The sequence below is a fragment of the Achromobacter marplatensis genome (genome assembly GCF_049060505.1).
GTDB lineage: Bacteria > Pseudomonadota > Gammaproteobacteria > Burkholderiales > Burkholderiaceae_B > Achromobacter > Achromobacter marplatensis_A.
This window is the reverse complement of the sequence record NZ_JBMGRB010000005.1, coordinates 203,399-220,961: the sequence shown is the minus strand read 5'-3', so window position 1 is coordinate 220,961 and position 17,563 is coordinate 203,399. Positions and strand designations below refer to the sequence as shown.

At 66.1% G+C, this 17,563-nt stretch carries 16 protein-coding genes; 13 read left to right on the top strand and 3 right to left on the bottom strand.

The features are described from left to right. Positions 1-32: 32 nt before the first annotated feature. On the top strand, positions 33-479 hold the full coding sequence (lysM, locus tag ACI0FO_RS14740) for a peptidoglycan-binding protein LysM (protein ID WP_105557083.1): 447 nt from the start codon (positions 33-35) through the stop codon (positions 477-479). A gap of 239 nt (positions 480-718) precedes the next feature. Here the strand turns inward: lysM and ffh are convergent, their stop codons facing one another. Then, on the bottom strand, positions 719-2,125 hold the full coding sequence (ffh, locus tag ACI0FO_RS14735; protein ID WP_105557084.1) for a signal recognition particle protein: 1,407 nt from the start codon (positions 2,123-2,125) through the stop codon (positions 719-721). 106 nt (positions 2,126-2,231) lie between these two features. Here ffh and ACI0FO_RS14730 point away from each other — a divergent pair, with 106 nt between their 5' ends. The 4 genes from ACI0FO_RS14730 to ACI0FO_RS14715 all read left to right on the top strand — a co-directional run bounded on the left by ACI0FO_RS14730 (position 2,232) and on the right by ACI0FO_RS14715 (position 4,666). Beyond that, on the top strand, positions 2,232-3,074 hold the full coding sequence (locus tag ACI0FO_RS14730) for a cytochrome C assembly family protein (RefSeq protein WP_416027707.1): 843 nt from the start codon (positions 2,232-2,234) through the stop codon (positions 3,072-3,074). Position 3,075: 1 nt separating this feature from the next. Continuing rightward, a complete protein-coding gene (locus tag ACI0FO_RS14725; protein ID WP_416027705.1) occupies positions 3,076-3,348 on the top strand; it encodes a PP0621 family protein in 273 nt (90 codons plus the stop codon). A 99-nt stretch (positions 3,349-3,447) separates the two neighbouring features. Further along, positions 3,448-4,026: a 1,6-anhydro-N-acetylmuramyl-L-alanine amidase AmpD gene (ampD, locus tag ACI0FO_RS14720; RefSeq protein WP_416027704.1), complete on the top strand. Its 579-nt coding sequence runs from the start codon at positions 3,448-3,450 to the stop codon at positions 4,024-4,026. 19 nt (positions 4,027-4,045) lie between these two features. Continuing rightward, positions 4,046-4,666 (top strand): glutathione S-transferase family protein, encoded by a 621-nt coding sequence (locus ACI0FO_RS14715; protein ID WP_416027702.1) that lies wholly within the window; start codon positions 4,046-4,048, stop codon positions 4,664-4,666. A 316-nt stretch (positions 4,667-4,982) separates the two neighbouring features. On the opposite strand, the gene ACI0FO_RS14710 is transcribed toward ACI0FO_RS14715, so the two are convergent. Beyond that, on the bottom strand, positions 4,983-5,804 hold the full coding sequence (locus ACI0FO_RS14710) for an IclR family transcriptional regulator (RefSeq protein WP_416027700.1): 822 nt from the start codon (positions 5,802-5,804) through the stop codon (positions 4,983-4,985). Between the two features lie 254 nt (positions 5,805-6,058). Between ACI0FO_RS14710 and ACI0FO_RS14705 the strand changes: the two genes are divergently transcribed. From ACI0FO_RS14705 to ACI0FO_RS14670, 8 genes are all read left to right on the top strand, one after another. Next, positions 6,059-7,081 (top strand): 2-dehydro-3-deoxygalactonokinase, encoded by a 1,023-nt coding sequence (locus tag ACI0FO_RS14705; RefSeq protein WP_416027698.1) that lies wholly within the window; start codon positions 6,059-6,061, stop codon positions 7,079-7,081. Between the two features lie 9 nt (positions 7,082-7,090). Beyond that, the gene (locus ACI0FO_RS14700; protein WP_416027697.1) at positions 7,091-7,744 is read left to right on the top strand and encodes a 2-dehydro-3-deoxy-6-phosphogalactonate aldolase; all 654 of its coding nucleotides are present in this window, start codon (positions 7,091-7,093) and stop codon (positions 7,742-7,744) included. Beyond that, positions 7,741-8,889 carry a galactonate dehydratase gene (gene dgoD, locus ACI0FO_RS14695; RefSeq protein ID WP_416027695.1) on the top strand — a complete coding sequence of 383 codons (1,149 nt, stop codon included), beginning with the start codon at positions 7,741-7,743 and terminating at the stop codon, positions 8,887-8,889. The genes ACI0FO_RS14700 and dgoD overlap by 4 nt, the downstream gene beginning before the upstream one ends. A gap of 26 nt (positions 8,890-8,915) precedes the next feature. Continuing rightward, a complete protein-coding gene (locus ACI0FO_RS14690; RefSeq protein ID WP_088590806.1) occupies positions 8,916-10,226 on the top strand; it encodes an MFS transporter in 1,311 nt (436 codons plus the stop codon). A 173-nt stretch (positions 10,227-10,399) separates the two neighbouring features. Next, entirely contained in the window at positions 10,400-11,110 is a 711-nt protein-coding gene (locus ACI0FO_RS14685) for an ABC transporter ATP-binding protein (protein WP_416027693.1), read from the top strand. Beyond that, complete coding sequence (locus ACI0FO_RS14680; protein WP_416027692.1) at positions 11,107-12,495, top strand: ABC transporter permease subunit; 1,389 nt, start codon at positions 11,107-11,109, stop codon at positions 12,493-12,495. Before ACI0FO_RS14685 ends, ACI0FO_RS14680 begins: the two co-directional genes overlap by 4 nt. A gap of 12 nt (positions 12,496-12,507) precedes the next feature. Then, the gene (locus tag ACI0FO_RS14675) at positions 12,508-13,968 is read left to right on the top strand and encodes an ABC transporter permease subunit (RefSeq protein ID WP_416027690.1); all 1,461 of its coding nucleotides are present in this window, start codon (positions 12,508-12,510) and stop codon (positions 13,966-13,968) included. A 45-nt stretch (positions 13,969-14,013) separates the two neighbouring features. After that, positions 14,014-16,188: a TonB-dependent receptor gene (locus ACI0FO_RS14670; RefSeq protein WP_416027689.1), complete on the top strand. Its 2,175-nt coding sequence runs from the start codon at positions 14,014-14,016 to the stop codon at positions 16,186-16,188. A gap of 53 nt (positions 16,189-16,241) precedes the next feature. On the opposite strand, the gene ACI0FO_RS14665 is transcribed toward ACI0FO_RS14670, so the two are convergent. Then, positions 16,242-17,438 carry an MFS transporter gene (locus tag ACI0FO_RS14665; RefSeq protein WP_416027687.1) on the bottom strand — a complete coding sequence of 399 codons (1,197 nt, stop codon included), beginning with the start codon at positions 17,436-17,438 and terminating at the stop codon, positions 16,242-16,244. Positions 17,439-17,563 lie beyond the last annotated feature (125 nt).

Genomic DNA, 17,563 nt, shown 5'->3' with positions numbered 1-17,563 from the left:
TTTCTCACCGCAACATCGATAAAGGAAACACTATGGGTCTGCTCAATTTCATCAAGGACGTTGGGGAAAAGCTCTTCGGCGCCAGCGAGGCCAAGGCCGCGACGGCAGACGAGTTGAAGAAAGAGCTGGATAAGCACGGCCTGAACGCAGACGGCCTGCAAATCACGGTGGATGGCGACAAGGTCACGGTGGCAGGCGAAGCCCTCAGCACCGAAGACGCCGAGAAAATCTCCCTGGCGCTGGGCAATACCGTCGGCGTCGCAGCGGTCGACAACCAGCTGAAAGTGAAGCAGGCCACGCCGGAAGCCAAGATGTACACGGTACAAAAGGGCGACAACCTGTGGAAGATCGCCGAAGCGCAATACGGCAAGGGCCAAGGCGCCAAGAACTCGCTGATCTTCGAGGCCAACAAGCCGATGCTGACCAGCCCCGACAAGATCTATCCGGGCCAGGTGCTGCGCATCCCGCCCTTGGCGTAAGCCGCAACGCAATCCAACAACCCGGGAAACACCCATGCGTTTTCCGGATTGTGTCGCGGCAAGGCGCCCCCTGCCTGCCGCGATTGCTTGGCCAGACGCAACGTCTGGCCATTTTTTTGGCAGGAAGCGCACGCAGTGCGCGCACCGTGGGGGCCACCATTTTCCCGCCGGGCCGCCCCAAGGGAAAAGCGCCCCCTTGGGGGGCAGGAAGCGCACGCAGTGCGCGCGCCGTGGGGGCCTTACTTCATGCCGAAGCGGCCCAATCCCTTCATGCCGCCCATGGCGCGCATCATCTTGGCCATGCCACCCTTCTTCATCTGCTTCATCATCCCCTGCATCTGCTCGAACTGAGCCAGCAAGCGGTTGACTTCCTGGACCGGCACGCCGGAACCGGTCGCGATGCGGCGCTTGCGGGACGCCTTGATCAGTTCGGGTTTGGCGCGTTCGGCGGCCGTCATGGAATTCAGGATGCCTTCGGTGCGGCGCAACTGCTTTTCCGCCTGCCCGCCCTGCAACTGGCCGGCAGCCTGCTGGAACTGGGCCGGCAGCTTTTCAAGCAACGAACCCATATCGCCCAGCTTTTTCACCTGGCCAAGCTGATCGCGGAAATCGTTCAGGTCGAACTTGTTGCCCGATTTGATCTTCGCCGCCAGCTTCTGGGCTTCGGCGATATCGATATTCTTCTGCGCTTGTTCGACCAGGGAAACAATGTCGCCCATGCCCAGCACGCGTTGCGCCATGCGGTCGGGGTAGAACGGTTCCAGGCCGTCCAGCTTTTCCGAGACGCCGACGAACTTCAGCGGCTTGCCGGTCACGTGGCGCACGGAGAGGGCCGCGCCGCCGCGGGCGTCGCCATCCAGCTTGGTCAGCACCACGCCGGTCAGCGGCAACGCATCGCCAAAGGCGCGCGCGGTGTTGACCGCGTCCTGGCCCTGCATGGCGTCCACGACGAACAGCGTTTCAACGGGCTTGACCAGGTCATGCAAGGCGCGGATTTCGCGCATCATGGCCTCGTCGATGCCCAAGCGGCCGGCCGTGTCCAGGATCAGCACGTCGTAGTGATGGCGCTTGGCATGGTCCACCGCGCCGCGCGCGATGTCTTCAGGCTTCTGGCTGGGGTCGGACGGCAGGAAATCCACGCCGACCTGCGCCGCGACGCTCTTCAACTGGTCGATAGCGGCCGGACGGTAGACGTCGGCGGACACCACCAGCACTTTCTTCTTGCCCGTCTTGCGGCCGTGCTGCGTGTGCTGGCCTTCGGACAGCCAGCGGGCCAGCTTGCCGGTGGTGGTGGTTTTACCGGCGCCTTGCAGGCCGGCCATCAGGATGACGGCGGGCGGCTGCACGGCCAGCGACAATTCGTTGGAATCGGCGCCCAGGTCGCCGCCCATCAAGGCGGTCAGTTCCTTGTGGACGACGCCCACCAGGGCCTGGCCCGGGCTGAGGCTGCCGGCGACTTCTTCGCCCAGCGCCTTGTCCTTCACGCGGGCAACGAATTCGCGGACGACGGGCAGCGCCACGTCGGCCTCCAGCAACGCCATACGCACTTCGCGCAGCATCTCCTGGGTGTTGGCCTCGGTCAGGCGGGCTTCACCGCGCAGCGTCTTGACGACGCGCGATAGGCGTGTAGTTAGGTTATCGAGCATGAGAGGCGTTTCCGCTTAAACTAGTTGATTGAACGGTGGCCGCAGGCGCGGATTCTGCGCTTTCGGGTGACATGCACCCCAAGGCCCCATCCAGACAACGGTTTCTATGTCACTAGGCATTGTATTTCACACAGCGGCTGCCTTGGCGTACGCAGTGCTAGGGGGGTCGCTTTGGATCCGCCTGGCTGGCGCCGGGGAAGTCGAAAAGACGGGCAAAATCGCCCGTCTGTGCCTGCTGGGGGCCCTGGTTCTCCATGGAATCGGCCTGCAACAGGCCATGCTGGGCGCCCAGCATCTGTTCATTGGGTGGGCACTTGCCCTCTCGGCGGCCATCTGGCTGGGCATGGTGGTGTTCTGGCTGGAAAGCCTGCTGGTGCGCATCGACGGCCTGCAATTGCTGCTTTTGCCCGCCGCGGCCATTGCCAGCGCCCTGGCGGCGGTGTTCCCGCAGGGGCAATTCGTGCCCCACGCCGACGACGCCTGGCTGCGCGTCCACCTGCTGATCGCGCTGGCCGCCTACGGCCTGATCACCATCGCCGCCCTGCACGCCATGATGATGGCCCTGCTGGACCGCCACCTGCACCGCCCGCTGGACGCGCCCACCGAACGCAGCATCATCGGCCGCGTGCTGGACTCCCAGCCGCCGCTGCTGGTGCAAGAACAGCTGCTGTTCCGTATCATCTGGATCGGTTTCATCGTGCTGACCCTGGCCGTGGGCTCCGGGTCGGTCGCGTCCATGAAGCTGACCGGCAAGATCCTGCCGTTCGACCACAAGACCGTCTTCACCCTGCTGTCCTGGCTGACGTTCGGCGTGCTGCTGGTTGGCCGTCACATCCGTGGCTGGCGCGGGCGCGTGGCGCTGCGCTGGACGCTGACGGGCTTTGGTTTCCTGATCCTGGCGTATACCGGCAGCCGTTTCGTGCTGGAAATGATTTTGCATCGAGGCTGACGTGGGCAAGTTGCTGTTTTGGGTGGTTCTGATCATCGCGGTGCTGTTCGTCGCCCGGATCGCCGCGCGCATGGCCGCGGCCAAGCAGGCCGGCGCGCAGGCCGACACCCGCCGCGGGGGGCATAAACGGGCGGCACCTGAGCCGGCCGCACCGGAATCCATGGTGCGTTGCGCCCACTGCGGCATCCACCTGCCGCGCTCCGAAGCCATGCTGCAGAACGGCCTGACGTGGTGCAGCGCCGAACATGCAAGACTGGGGCCGGCGAAGAAGTAGCCGAAGCGGCGCGCATCCCGTGCCGTGCAAACGCCAATTTGGGAGCCCGCTGCAGCCACGGCATAATGCCTGTTGGATTCACCACGCATGTTCTCTTCCATGGCTCTGCTTCTGAATCGACATGGCTGGCTGGCGCCGGCCCCGGGTGTCACCCTGCTGCCATCGCCCAACCGCGACGCGCGCCCCGCTGGCGCGCAGGTCTCGCTCTTGGTGCTGCACAACATCAGCCTGCCGCCCGGCCAGTTCGGCGGCCCCGAAGTGGCCGGACTGTTCCTGAACACGCTGGATTATGCTTCGCACCCCTGGCTGGAACGCCTGCGGGGTTTGCGCGTGTCGGCCCACTTTTTCATTCGACGCGACGGGCGCATCGTCCAGTTCGTATCCACCGAGCAACGCGCCTGGCACGCCGGCGTGTCGCGCTTTGGCGGACGCGAGCGCTGCAACGACTTCTCCATCGGCATCGAACTGGAAGGCACGGACACCCTGCCCTACACCGATGAGCAGTACTTGGCGCTGCGCAGGCTGACGCCGGTGTTGCGGTCGCGCTACCCCCTGGCCGCGGCCTGGGGCCACGAACACATCGCCCCGGGGCGCAAGACCGACCCCGGACCTGCTTTCAACTGGACGCGCTTTTCGCGCGACAGCGGCTTTGCGCGGCGGCAGTTGCCGCCCGTCTGACACAACTCAAGGACTGGATATGTTGAAGATCTGGGGACGCCTGACTTCCGTCAACGTGCAGAAAGTGATGCTGGCCGTGCGCGAGCTGGCGCTGCCGCACACCTTTATCCAGGCCGGCGGGCCGTTCGGCGTGGTGGACACGCCGGAGTTCGCCAAGCTGAATCCCAACCGCACCGTGCCGGTCATCGATGATGGCGGCTTCGTGCTGTGGGAATCCAACGCCATCGTCCGCTACCTGGCCGCGCGCTATGGCGTGGGCACGCTCTGGCCGGAAGACGCGTGCATGCGCGCGGATGCCGACCGCTGGATGGATTGGCAGACGACCGAATGGCAAGGCGCGATGGTCCCGGCATTCCTGGGGCTGATCCGCACGCCGGAAGCCAAGCGCGACGCCGCCGCGATCGAACAGTCGGTCAAGCGGTCGAATGCCCGCGCGCTGATCCTGGACCAGGCATTGCAGGGCCGCGAGTTCATCGCGGGCCGCCATCTGACCATCGGCGACATCGCGCTGGTCAGTTCCGCGCACCGCTGGCTGGCGCTGCCAATCCAGCGCCCCGACACGCCGGCGCTTTCGGCCTGGTACCGCCGCGTCATGATGCGCCCCGCCCCGCAAGGCGTGCTGACGCTGCCGCTGGAGTAACCCCGCGGGACAGGTCCTTCGCAATTCGTAGGATGGGTGGAGCGCGCACGCTCTTAATCAAGAACCCCGCAGGACAGCGCGCGAAACCCATCAAGCAGCGCCGGGTTCTTAGCGGCTTCAGCCATAACGCAACCGTTGCCTGATGGGTCGCGCGCGCTTGATGGCCGGGTTCTTGACGGCTTCGGCCATAACGCAACCGTTGCCTGATGGGTTGCGCGCGCTCGATGGCCGAGTTTTTGCACAAGGCCTCGCGCGCTCCACCCATCCTACGATCCGGCCAGCCTCGCCCGTCAGCCTCGCCCTTCAACCTCGCCCTTCAGCCGCGGTCCACCTTCCAGCCCATTTCCGCGGAAATGCCGGCCGCGGCGCCCTGCACCACCGCGACCATTTCGCGCATGCGCTCCAGCGACATGTACGGCACGGTGCTGGACACGCTGATCGCCGCCACGATACCGCTGGAGGCATCGCGCACGGGCGCGGCCACGCAACGGATCGAGGGTTCGTTGTCTTCGAGGTCGAACGCATAGCCCTGCGCGGCGTATTCGCGCATGCGGTCGCGAAACGCCTCCCACGTCTGCGGCCCGCCAGGCGTGCGCGACGACACAGGCGCGCCGATGCGGTGCAACGCCTTCCATTGCGGCTCTTCGGTGTCCAGCAGCAAGGCCTTGCCCACGCCGGTGGCAGCCAACGGCATGCGATGGCCCACGCGCGAGCGCATTTCCAGCCCCTTCTTGCCGGGAATCTTTTCCAGGTAAAGCACTTCGTCGTTGTCGCGCACGGCCAAGTGAATGGTGTCGCCCGTCAGTTCGGCCAAGCTGTCCAGATACGGGCGCGCCAGTGTCGCCATGGGAAACGCTTCACGCGCCTGGAAGCCCAGTTCAATCAGCTTCGGCCCCAGCACATAACCCACGCCGGGCAAGGCGCGCAGATAGCGCTCTTGCACCAGGCAACTGGCCAGCCGGTGCGTGGTGCTGCGCGCCACGCCGATACGGGCGCAGATCTCTTTCAAGTCGCGCGCGCCATCGGCCACGGCCTGCACCACGGCCAGGCCGCGCATCAGGGTTTGCGTGCCGGCGGGCGCGGCGGCGTCGGGGTCCAGCGAGGAGGAACGAGCGGAAGACAGGGCGGCAGAGGTCATGAACGTGGGCAAAGACAGCGAAGGCGGCGGAATTTGAGCGCACATCATAGTCCATGCCCATACAAATTCCCTATATGTGGGATTTAATTCTATATTTTGAGATTTTTCAAGCGCTGATCTAGAATTTTTCGCAATGCGCGCCCCTCGCCTCATGGCAGCCGGCGTGTTCGACAACAAGGTCCGCAACGTCCCGCTGCTCCGCGCGCCACGCGCGATCCGCAGCCGGCGCTGCGGCCGGAGACGAGACAGATCAGATGACTACCGGATCGCCCGCCCGCGCGGCGCTTATCGCGCTGGACTGGGGCACCTCATCGTTGCGCGCCTACCGCCTGGATGCCGAAGGCCGCACGCTGGACACCCGCCACTTGCCCTGGGGCATCATGCGCCTGCCACAGCCCTTGCAGGACGGCGCCGCCAGCACCGCCCTGTCCGGCTTCGACCTGGCGTTCGAACAAGCCTGCGGCGACTGGTTGCGGGCCGAACCCGCGTTGCCGGTGATCGCCTGCGGCATGGTCGGCAGCGCACAAGGCTGGAAGGAAGCCGCCTACCTGGATGTGCCCGTCGATCTGGAACGCATTGGCACGCTGTTGACGAAGGTCGACCGCGGCGACGCAACGCCCGTGCACATCGTGCCCGGCCTGATTCAGCGTCACGGCTTACCCAATGTGATGCGCGGCGAAGAAACGCAAGTCTTTGGCGTGATGTTCGACCAAGCCGGCGCGTCCAACTCGCAAGCGACGGAAAGCGTGCTGATCGGCTTGCCGGGCACGCACTCCAAATGGGTCAACGCCCGCCGCGGCCGCGTGACGCATTTCGACACCTTCATGACCGGCGAGGTCTACGCCGCGCTGCGCGGCCACACCATCCTGGGCCGCACGATGAGCGAAGCGCCCGCCGCCGACATGGCCGCGTTCGAGCGCGGCGTGAAAGTGGCGGGCGCACCCGCCGGGCGCGCGGGCGTGCTGTCCACCATCTTCAGCACGCGCGCGCTGGGCCTGACCGGCGAACTGCCGCCCGCCTCGCAAGCCGACTACCTGTCAGGCCTCTTGATCGGCCACGAAGTCGCCGCGCTTGCCGAGATGCTGCGCCAGGGCGAACCGCTCCGCATCGTGCTGTGCGGCGACCCCGCGCTGTGCCAGCGCTACATCCTGGCCATGCGCCACTACGGCCTGGGCACGCCCGAACAGGCCCAGAACGCCACCGAACGCGGCTTATGGCATCTGGCGGTCTGCGCCGGACTGGTCGCCTCGGCAACCCCTTCTTCGGCATCCGTCTAGGAGCTCGACATGAACCATCCCGGTCTGCAAACCGCCATGGCCCACTGCGGCCTGATCGCCATCTTGCGCGGCATTAAACCCGCCGAAGCCGAACCCATCGGCGTTGAACTCTATCGCGCGGGCTTCCGCCTGATCGAAGTGCCGCTGAATTCGCCCGACCCGCTGGACAGCATCCGCGCAATGCGCGCGGCGCTGCCTACCGATTGCCTGATCGGTGCGGGCACCGTGCTGAACCCCGACGACTGCGCCCGCATCCAAGACGCAGGCGGCGAACTGATCGTCATGCCGCACAGCGACGCCGCAGTGATCCGCGCCGCCAAGGCGCTGGGCATGGCGTCCTGCCCAGGGGTCGCCACGCCCACCGAAGCCTTCGCCGCGCTGGCCGCGGGCGCGGACGTCTTGAAGATGTTTCCCGCCGAACAGCTGGGCCCCGCCGTGCTGAAAGCCTGGCGCGCGGTGATGCGCCCGCCGATCGCGCTGGTGCCCGTCGGCGGCATCACGCCCGACAACCTTTCCATTTATGCCCAGGCGGGCGCCAGTGGCTTCGGCCTGGGCTCCGCCTTGTACAAACCCGGCCTGTCGGCCACCGAAGTCGGCCAGAACGCGCGCGCATTCATTGCCGCCTGGCAACGCGCCTATCCCGTCCAGGAGACCCAAGCATGAAGATCACCAAGCTCACCACCTACATCGTGCCGCCCCGGTGGTGCTTCCTGAAAATCGAAACGGACGAAGGCATCGTCGGCTGGGGCGAACCCGTCGTCGAAGGCCGCGCCCATTCGGTGGCGGCCGCCGTTGAAGAACTGTCCGATTACCTGGTCGGCAAAGACCCGCGCAACATCGAAGACCACTGGACGGTGCTGTACCGCGGCGGCTTCTACCGCGGCGGCGCCATCCACATGAGCGCGCTGGCCGGCATCGACCAGGCGCTGTGGGACATCAAGGGCAAGCACCTGGGCGTGCCGGTGTCGCAATTGCTGGGCGGCAACGTCCGCGACCGCATCCGGGTGTATTCGTGGATCGGCGGCGACCGGCCCGCCGACACCGCGGCCGCCGCCAAGAGCGCCGTGGACCGCGGGTTCACCGCCGTGAAGATGAACGGCACCGAAGAGCTGCAATACATCGACTCGTTCGACAAGGTCGAGAAGTGCCTGGAGAACGTGGCCGCCGTGCGCGACGCCGTGGGGCCCAATGTGGGCATCGGCGTGGACTTCCACGGCCGCGTGCACAAGCCCATGGCCAAGGTGCTGATGAAAGAGCTGGACCCGTTCAAGCTGATGTTCATCGAAGAACCCGTGCTTAGCGAACACTACGAAGCGCTGAAGGAACTGGCGCCACTGACGTCGACGCCGATCGCGCTGGGCGAACGCCTGTTTTCCCGCTGGGACTTCAAGCGCGTGCTGTCCGACGGCTACGTGGACATCATCCAGCCCGATCCCTCGCACGCCGGCGGCATCACCGAAACCCGCAAGATCGCCGCGATGGCCGAGGCCTATGACGTGGCGCTGGCGCTGCACTGCCCGCTGGGCCCGATCGCGCTGGCCACGTGCCTGCAGATCGATGCCGGTTGCTACAACGCCTTCATCCAGGAACAGAGCCTGGGCATCCACTACAACGCCGCCAACGACCTGCTGGACTACGTCAGCAACCGCGAAGTCTTCGCCTACGAAGACGGCATGGTCGCGATCCCGCAGGGGCCAGGCCTGGGCATCGAGGTCAACGAGGAATACGTGAAGGAACGCGCCGCCGTGGGCCACCGCTGGCGCAACCCGATCTGGCGCCACGCCGACGGCAGTTTCGCCGAGTGGTAACCGGATAAAAAAGAGAGGAGACACCCTTGTCCACCGCCACCCACGCGGGCCTGCAAAGCGCCCAGCGGCCCACCCGCAGCCGCTACCTCATCATGGTGATGCTGTTCATCACCGTCGTCATCAACTACCTGGACCGCAGCAACCTGTCCATCGCCGCGCCCGCCCTCAAGGACGAGTTCGGCCTGGACACGGTGCATGAAGGCCTGATCCTGTCGGCCTTCGGCTGGACCTACGCCGCCATGCAGATCCCCGGCGGCTGGCTGGTCGACCGCGTGTCGCCCCGCGTGCTGTATGCCGCCGCGCTGATCCTGTGGTCGGCGGCCACCTTCTTCATGGGATTCGCCGGCAGCTTCGTCATCCTGTTCGTGCTGCGCCTGGCCGTCGGCGCGTTGGAAGCGCCCGCCTACCCCATCAACAACCGCGTGGTCACGACCTGGTTCCCCGAAAAGGAACGCGCCACCGCCATCGGCTTCTACACGTCCGGCCAGTTTGTCGGCCTGGCGTTCCTGACGCCCGTGCTGGCCTGGCTGCAGCACCACTACGGCTGGCACATGGTGTTTGTCAGCACGGGCTTGCTGGGCATTGTCTGGGGCGTGCTGTGGTACCTGATCTACCGCGAACCGCGCCAGTTCAAGGGCACGAACGCCGCCGAGATCGAACTGATCCAGCAAGGCGGCGGCGTGGTCGACCTGGACCGCAACGCGCGCGCCAAGAAGGCGCCCTTCGACTGGAACGACCTGGCGCTGGTCATGACCAAGCGCAAGCTGTGGGGCGTGTACCTGGGCCAGTTCTGCCTGACGTCCACGCTGTGGTTTTTCCTGACGTGGTTCCCGACGTACCTGGTGAAGTACCGCGGCATGGATTTCATCAAGTCCGGCTTCCTGGCGTCGGTGCCGTTCCTGGCGGCGTTCGTCGGCGTGCTGTGCTCGGGCGTGCTGTCCGACTTCCTGATCCGGCGCGGCGCCACCGTGGGCTTGGCGCGCAAGCTGCCGATCATCCTGGGCCTGTTGATCTCGACGTCGATGATCGGCGCCAACTTCACTGATTCCACGCCGTGGGTCATCTTCTTCCTGGCCGTGGCGTTCTTCGGCAACGGGCTGGCGTCGATCACGTGGTCGCTGGTGTCCACGCTGGCGCCTGTGCGGCTGCTGGGCTTGACGGGCGGCGTCTTCAACTTCGTCGGCAACCTGTCGTCGATCTGCACACCCATCGTCATCGGCTTCCTGGTGTCGAAAGACAGCTTCGCGCCGGCGATCGTGTATGTATCGTCGCTGGCCTTGCTGGGCGCGCTGTCGTACATCCTGCTGGTGGGCAAGGTAGAGCGCATCGAGGCCTGATCCCTGCGCTGCCAGCGTTTCGGCTTGAAGTGGGCGTCCGCAAGGACGCCCACTTTTTTGGGCTGTCGGCCGGCGGTACGCGCTGCGCTGCCGCGAACGCTGTCGTTCTTTTTGGATTTATTGTTATGATATAACGTACTAATACCTTCACTTGAACCCAGGAAGGACCCGTAGTGCTTGAAGCCATCGGCCTGACCAAACGCTACGGCGACCAGATCGCGCTGCATCCGCTGGATCTGCGCATCGAGCCGGGCGAGATCTATTGCCTGCTGGGCGCCAACGGCGCCGGCAAGACCACCACCATCAACCTGTTCCTGAACTTCATCCAGCCCGACGGCGGGCAGGCGCTGATCCACGGCCTGGACGTGGTGCGCGAGCCCCTCGCCACCAAACAGCATGTGGCGTATATCCCGGAACAGGTGAACCTCTACGGCACGCTGACGGGGTTGGAGAACCTGCGCTACTTCGCCGCGCTGGCCTTGGGGCACGCCCCGCCGCGCGACCGCCTGATGGCGCTGCTGGAAGACGTGGGGCTGGACGCCGCCGCGGCGGACAAGCGTGTCGCGGCGTATTCCAAAGGCATGCGCCAGAAAGTCTGGATCGCAGTGGCGATGGCCAAGAACGCCCGCGCCCTGCTGCTGGATGAACCCACGTCGGGCCTGGACCCGTCGGCAGCAGCCGAGTTCACCCGGCTGCTGCAGCGGGCTAGCGAATCCGGCGTGGCGATCCTGGCCACTACCCACGATCTGTTCCACGCCCGGCAGACGGCAACACGCATCGGCATCATGAAGCGCGGCCGCCTGGTCGACAGCCTGGACAGCCGGCAGATCGCCGCCACGGACCTGCAGGCCTTGTACCTGGACCACATGAGGGCCGACGCATGATCCTGCTGATCGCGATCAAGGATCTGCGCGAACGCCTGCGCGACGGCAGGTTGTTCTGGGCGGGCGGCATTGTCGCCTTGCTGCTGCTGACAGCCCTGGCCGTGGGCTATTCGCACCAGCAAGCGGCGCGCGCCGAGCAGGCCGCCGCGCAGAATGCCGACTACCGCGACTGGCTGCGCCAAGGCGCGCGCCACCCGCACGACGCGGCGCACCAGGGCATGCACGTGTTCAAGCCCGAAGCCGCGCTGTCGTTGCTGGACCCCGGCATCAACCCGTACATCGGCAGCGCCGTGTGGCTGCAGGCCCACCGCCAAAGCGAAGTGAAGTTCCGGCCCGCGCAGGACGCCACGGGGCTACAGCGCTTTGGCGACCTGTCGGCCGCATGGATCCTGCAGGCGCTAGGGCCATTGCTGGTGATCGTGTTGGGATTCAACGCCTTTTCGGGCGAGCGTGAACAAGGCATCCTGCGCCAGACCCTTAGCCTGGGCGTCGCCCCGTGGCGCCTGTTGTGGGGCAAGGCCGCGGCGCTGGGCATGAGCCTGGGGCTGTTGCTGGCGCCCGCCGCGCTGGTCGCGGCAGGCGCTGTCTGGATCGCCGGCGGCCGCGCCGACGCGCTGTTCCGGTTCGCCGCGCTGGCATCCGGTTATGCCCTGTATCTGGCGGCCTTCGTTTTCATCACCCTGGGCGTGTCGGCGGCCGCGCGTTCGTCCCGCATCGCCATCACGCTGTTGCTTGCGGTGTGGATCGCCAATACCGTCGTGGCGCCCCGCGTAATGGCCGAGCTATCGCGTGCGCTGTACCCCAGCCCCACACGGCTGGAATTCAACCAGGCGTTGAATGCCGACCTGAAGGCCACGTCGGACCGCGTGTGGATGCAGGCGTTTGGCACCACGGAACGCTGGAGCCGCGACGTGCCGCTGAACCAATGGGGCCTGGCTTTGAAGCTGGACGACCAGTCCAGCTACGTCGTCTACGACCGCCATTTCGGCGGCTTGTGGGATACGTGGGAACGGCAACAGACGGTGCAGGAAGGCGCGGGATGGCTGATGCCCATGCTGGCCATTCGCGCGTTCTCGGCCGCCATGGCGGGGACGGATTTCGCGCACCACCGGGACTTCACCGTGGCGGCGGAACAGCAGCGCCGCGTGATCCAGGACATCGTCAGCCAAGACCTGGTGCAGCACGCCGATACGCAAGATCACGCGCACTTTTCATATCAGGCCGACCCCGAGCTCTGGGCGCGCGTGCCTGAATTCCAGTACCAAACGCCAACCGCTGGCTGGGCGCTGCGGCGCGGCGCCATGGGTCTGCTGATGCTGTGCGCCGGCCTGCTGCTGAGCATCGCTTTCGCGTGGCGCGCCGTAGCCCGGCAGCAACCCCTGTAGGAGCTTTTTCCGGTGCACGCTTTCCAGTTTCCCCGATTCCGGCTGATCGTCCGGCACGAGCTGCGCCTGATGGCGAAAGAACGCCTGCTATGGATCGCCGGCGTTCTGTTTCTGCTGCTGGTCGGCTATGCGGTCTTCAACGGTCTGCTGCAAACGTCCCTGCGCGACAACGCGCAGGCGGCGCTGGCAAACGCCGATGCCCAGGCGCGTGGCGAACAGCTCGCGCAGCTGAATCGCATCATGGCCGGCGCCGAAACGCCGACGCCGTTCGGCAATCCCGCCAGCCCCGCCAACCTGGGCGGCGGCCTGGGCGCGCACTACGCCATCATGCCCAGCGTGGCCATGGCGCCGGTGGCGCTGGGGCAGACCGACTTGTTCCCGTCGCAGTTCCGAGTGACCTATCAAAGCAAGGTCAACTTCATCCACAACAACGACATCGAAAACCCGTGGCATCTGCTTAGCGGGCACTTCGACCTGGCGTTCGTGGTGGTCTACCTGCTGCCGCTGCTGATTTTCGCGCTGGGCTACAACCTGCTGTCCGGCGAAAAGGAAGACGGCACGCTGCGCCTGCTGCTGTCGCAACCGCTCACCCTGGCCACCCTGATCGCGGGCAAGATCGCGGTGCGCGCGGGCGTGCTGCTGGGCGCGGCCGTGTTAATGCCGCTTGCGGTGCTGCTGATCGCACGCCCCCAGGTCTTGCAGGCGTCGGACGCCACGCTCTGGTGGGTGCTGCTGGTCGGCGCGTATGCCCTTTTCTGGTTCGCGGCGGTGGTGGCGGTCAACGCCTTCGGCAAATCGTCGGCGGCCAACGCCATGATGCTGATGGTGGGGTGGGTTGCCCTGGTGCTGGTAACGCCCGTGCTGCTGAACATCGCCGCCGCGTTCGCCAGCCCCGCGCCGTCGCGCGCGGAATTGGCCACCCGCACCCGGGTAGCGACTGCCCAGGCCATGCACGACAACGCGGCGCTGCTGTCATCCGACTACGAACACATGGACAAGCCCGATGCGCTGATGCCCCGCGACGGCCGCATCCACATCAGCGGCCGGCCATTGGGCCAGGCCCGGGTCGAACGCCAGGTAGACGACGCCATGGCGCCGGAACTGGCGCGCTTCGAGGCACAGCTTCAGCGCCAGCAAGCGCTGGTGGCGCGCTACAGCGTGTTGTCGCCCGCTGCGGTGGCCTATGAAGGCATCACCGCGCTGGCGGGCACCGGGCAGCGCCGGCACGCGCATTTCATGGCACAGATCGACACCTATCACCAGGCCTGGAAGGCGTTCTTCCTGCCGCGCATCGAACAGGGCCGCGCCATCACCGCGGCGGACTTTTCGGCCATCCCGGCATTTCATTGGCAAGAGGAAGACCCGGCCGCCGTCCGCACGCAAGCGCGACGGGCGCTTCTGCAACTGCTGGCGCCCGCCATGCTCTTGCTAGGCCTTGCGGCGTGGCGGTTGCGCCGTTACCGCGTCGTCTGACGCCCTGCGCTCACGCATCACTTATCAAGTCCATCGGGAAAGATCATGAAGAAAGTCGTATCCGCCGCCGCGATCGCGGCTTGCGCGGCCGTGCCTGCCGTTCAAGCACAAGAAGACGAAAAGGAACTGCCGGCCATCCGTGTAGAAGCCGCACGCGAAACAGAGGGGCTGGCGCTGAACGCCAAAAGCGGCACGGCATCGCGTCTGGGCCTGACGCTGCGCGAAACGCCGGCGTCGGTGGAGATCGTCTCGCAGGAAGCGATGCGCCAGCGCGGGGCCAGCACGCTCAGCGAAGCGTTGCGCGGGGTCACCGGCTTGGCCGGCGGCGGCCCACCTTCGTCGCCCACCACGCTGTCTTCGCGCGGGTTCACCGATATCCTGTACCTGTACGACGGCCTGCGCATGTCTGGCGCGGGCTCGACCAATCGCGTCCAGGACACCTGGAACTACGAACGCATCGAAGTGCTGAAAGGCCCGGCGTCCGTGCTGCAGGGCGACAGCGCCATCGGCGGCATCGTCAATTTCCAGACCAAGCGCCCCGACCGCGACAACCCCAGCCGTGAAGCGATGGTGTCTTACGGCAGCTACGGCACCACGCGCACCGGCATCGGCCTGGGCGACAATTTCGGCCAGACCGGCGCCTATCGCATCGACTACAGCCATAACGAGACCCAGGTTGGCACCATCGAGCGCAACACCAACAAGATGGACCACCTGACCACGGGGGTCGCCTTCGACGTGGCGCCCGCCACCCGCCTGGACCTGTCGTTCGACTATTCCCGCGACACGGGCCATGCCTACTGGGGCACGCCGCTGGTCCCGCGCAGCGTCGCCACGTCGCCCACTGGCGTGGTCAGCACGCCCGACGGCCGCGTGCTCGACCGGGACCTTGTTCGCAACAACTACAACGTGCTGGATGACCGCAACGAAGCGGAAGCGTACTGGCTGCGGGCCCGCGTCACCCACGAGCTGACTTCCGCCTGGAGCTTGCGCAACGAATTCGCCGTGAACAAGGTGGACCGCCTGTGGAAGAACTCGGAATCCGCCGTGTTCCACGCGCCATCATGGGTGGACCGCGACCAGACGACGATCACCCACGATCAGCGCTACATGATCGACCGCTTCGACGCCACGCACACCGGCCAGGTGGCCGGCCTGCAGAACAAAATCGTGATTGGCGGGGAACTCAGCAAGACCCGTCTGGACAGCGAGCGGCGCTTCTCGAACCGTGCCCCGGCCACGGGCGACGCGCTACGCGTCTCGCTGCGCCAGCCGGACGTCGGTTACTACAACGATGACCCCGCCTTGATGAGCGGCCCCGGCAACCGCACCGACTTCTCGACCGACGTGCGCGGCGCGGCGCTGTTCCTGGAAGACTCGCTCAAGCTGGCCGACCCGTGGACCGTCGTGGCGGGTTATCGGTACGACCGCATCCGCGTGGACCGCAGCGTGACCGACTTGAACGCCGGCACGCGCAGCGAATTCGGCACGCGGTATTCCGCCAGCTCCGCGCGCCTGGGAACAGTCGTGGACCTGACGCCGTCGTCGTCTGTCTATGCGCAATACACCAATGCCACGCTACCCGTGGGCTCGCTGTTCCTGCTGTCGCAGTCCAACGCGGACTTCCCGCTGTCCAAGGGCGAGCAATGGGAACTGGGCTTCAAGCAAAGCCTGGACAATGTGGAATGGACCGCGGCCGTTTATCACATCAAACTGGACAACGTGCTGTCGCGCGATCCCGACAACGCCGCCCTGACCGTGAACAATGGCAAGCAGTCCTCGCGCGGCGTGGAACTCTCGGCCGACTGGCGCGTGACGCCCCAGCTCACGCTGTCGGGCAATGTCGCCATGTTGAATGCCCGCTACGACTCCCTGATTGAAGGCGATGGCACGTCGCGCATCGGCAACACCCCGCCGAACGTACCCGAACGCATCGTCAACCTGTACGCCAACTACCGCTTCAAGGACGTGCCGATGAATCTCTTCGTCGGCATGAACCACACCGGCAAGACCTACACCGACCGCGCCAACCAGATCCGCATCAACAGCTACACCACGGTGGATGCGGCCATCAGCTACCGCATCCGCCCCGCGCTGCTGACCTTCCGCGTGCGCAACCTGACCGATAAGCTGTATGCCTACTACGGCGGACGCGACACCAGCCAGGTCCTGGTGGCGCCCGGGCGTACCTACGAGCTTGCCGCGTCGTTCGATTTCTAGACGGCAAAAAGCCGGCCCCGTCTACCCGGGGACCGGCTTTCACCACGCAGGAATCAGCAGCCCTGCATCGCCAGCCTGCGGCGCTGGTTGGCGGCGCGCTGCACCAGCACCAGCGCCAGGCCGGCCGTGGCGATGACCGCGCCGGCGATCGGCACGGCGGCGTAGCCCATGCCGGCGGAAATCACCGCGCCGCCCGCCGCGGCGCCCACCGCGTTGCCCAGGTTGAAGGCGCCCACGTTCACCGACGACGCCAAGCCCGGCGCTGCCGTCGCGGCGCGCATCACGCCCATCTGCAACGGCGGCACCACCGCGAAGGTCGCCACGCCGAAGATCAGCAGCGAAACGGCCGCGCCGACCGGCGTGGAGCCGATCCACGGGAACGCCAGCAGGTCGACGATGACAATCACCAGGAACGTGATCAACGTGCCGTCCAGCGAACGATCGGCCATGCGGCCGCCCAGGCCATTGCCCAACGTGAAGCCCAGCCCGATCAGCACCAGCATGCCGGTAATGAAGCCGGGCGACGCGCCGGTAATGTCCGCCAGGGTCGGCGCGATATAGGTGTACAGCGTAAACATGGCGCCCGCGCCCAACACGGTGGTCAACAGCGCCAGCAGCACGACGGGGCTCTTCAGCACGGCCAGTTCATGGCGCACGTTGGGACGGCGGCCGGCTTCACCGGCGGGCAGCGCGAACCACAGGGACAGCATGGCGACCAAGCCCAGCACGGCCGTCGCGGCAAACGACATGCGCCAACCGATCACCTGGCCCAGCCACGTTGCGGCGGGCACCCCGCCCACGTTGGCGATCGTCAGCCCCATGAACATGGTTGCCACCGCGCTCGCCTGCTTGTGGCGCGGCACCACGCTGGCCGCCACCAGCGAGCCCAGGCCGAAGAACGCGCCGTGGTTCAAGCTGGTGACCAGACGCGCCAGCAGCAGCGTCGTGTAGTTCGGGGACAGGGCAGACAGGATGTTGCCGATCGTGAAGATGGCCATCAGCAGGATCAGCGCTTTGCGCCGCGACCAACGCGAAAACGCCAGCGTCATGAGCGGCGCGCCGACCATCACGCCGATTGCATAGGCGCTGATCAGCATGCCGGCGCTGGGAATGGACACGTCCACGCCCTCGGCGATGACGGGCAGCAGCCCCATGGGGGAGAACTCGGTCACGCCGATGCCGAACGCACCGACGGCGAGCGCCAACAATGGCAGGCCGGCTTTCACCGGTTGGGTTTCTTGCGGATTCATTGCGGATTCCTCGAGTTCGATCGCGCCGGCAGGGTGTCCCCGGGGCGTGGCCGGCCTGAATTGGCGGGCATATCGGCTAGACAGGCGTGCAGTATGACGGCCCCATCCTTGCGGAAAAAGCCGTC

Bases quoted from the DNA above. Each gene is read 5' to 3' on its own strand.
- ffh (WP_105557084.1), bottom strand. From the start codon at position 2,125: ATGCTCGATAACCTAACTACACGCCTATCGCGCGTCGTCAAGACGCTG.
- ACI0FO_RS14715 (WP_416027702.1), top strand. From the start codon at position 4,046: ATGTTGAAGATCTGGGGACGCCTGACTTCCGTCAACGTGCAGAAAGTG.
- ACI0FO_RS14680 (WP_416027692.1), top strand. From the start codon at position 11,107: ATGATCCTGCTGATCGCGATCAAGGATCTGCGCGAACGCCTGCGCGAC.
- ACI0FO_RS14665 (WP_416027687.1), bottom strand. From the start codon at position 17,438: ATGAATCCGCAAGAAACCCAACCGGTGAAAGCCGGCCTGCCATTGTTG.
- ACI0FO_RS14670 (WP_416027689.1), top strand. From the start codon at position 14,014: ATGAAGAAAGTCGTATCCGCCGCCGCGATCGCGGCTTGCGCGGCCGTG.
- ACI0FO_RS14710 (WP_416027700.1), bottom strand. From the start codon at position 5,804: ATGACCTCTGCCGCCCTGTCTTCCGCTCGTTCCTCCTCGCTGGACCCC.
- ACI0FO_RS14705 (WP_416027698.1), top strand. From the start codon at position 6,059: ATGACTACCGGATCGCCCGCCCGCGCGGCGCTTATCGCGCTGGACTGG.
- ACI0FO_RS14730 (WP_416027707.1), top strand. From the start codon at position 2,232: ATGTCACTAGGCATTGTATTTCACACAGCGGCTGCCTTGGCGTACGCA.
- dgoD (WP_416027695.1), top strand. From the start codon at position 7,741: ATGAAGATCACCAAGCTCACCACCTACATCGTGCCGCCCCGGTGGTGC.
- ampD (WP_416027704.1), top strand. From the start codon at position 3,448: ATGGCTCTGCTTCTGAATCGACATGGCTGGCTGGCGCCGGCCCCGGGT.
- lysM (WP_105557083.1), top strand. From the start codon at position 33: ATGGGTCTGCTCAATTTCATCAAGGACGTTGGGGAAAAGCTCTTCGGC.
- ACI0FO_RS14700 (WP_416027697.1), top strand. From the start codon at position 7,091: ATGAACCATCCCGGTCTGCAAACCGCCATGGCCCACTGCGGCCTGATC.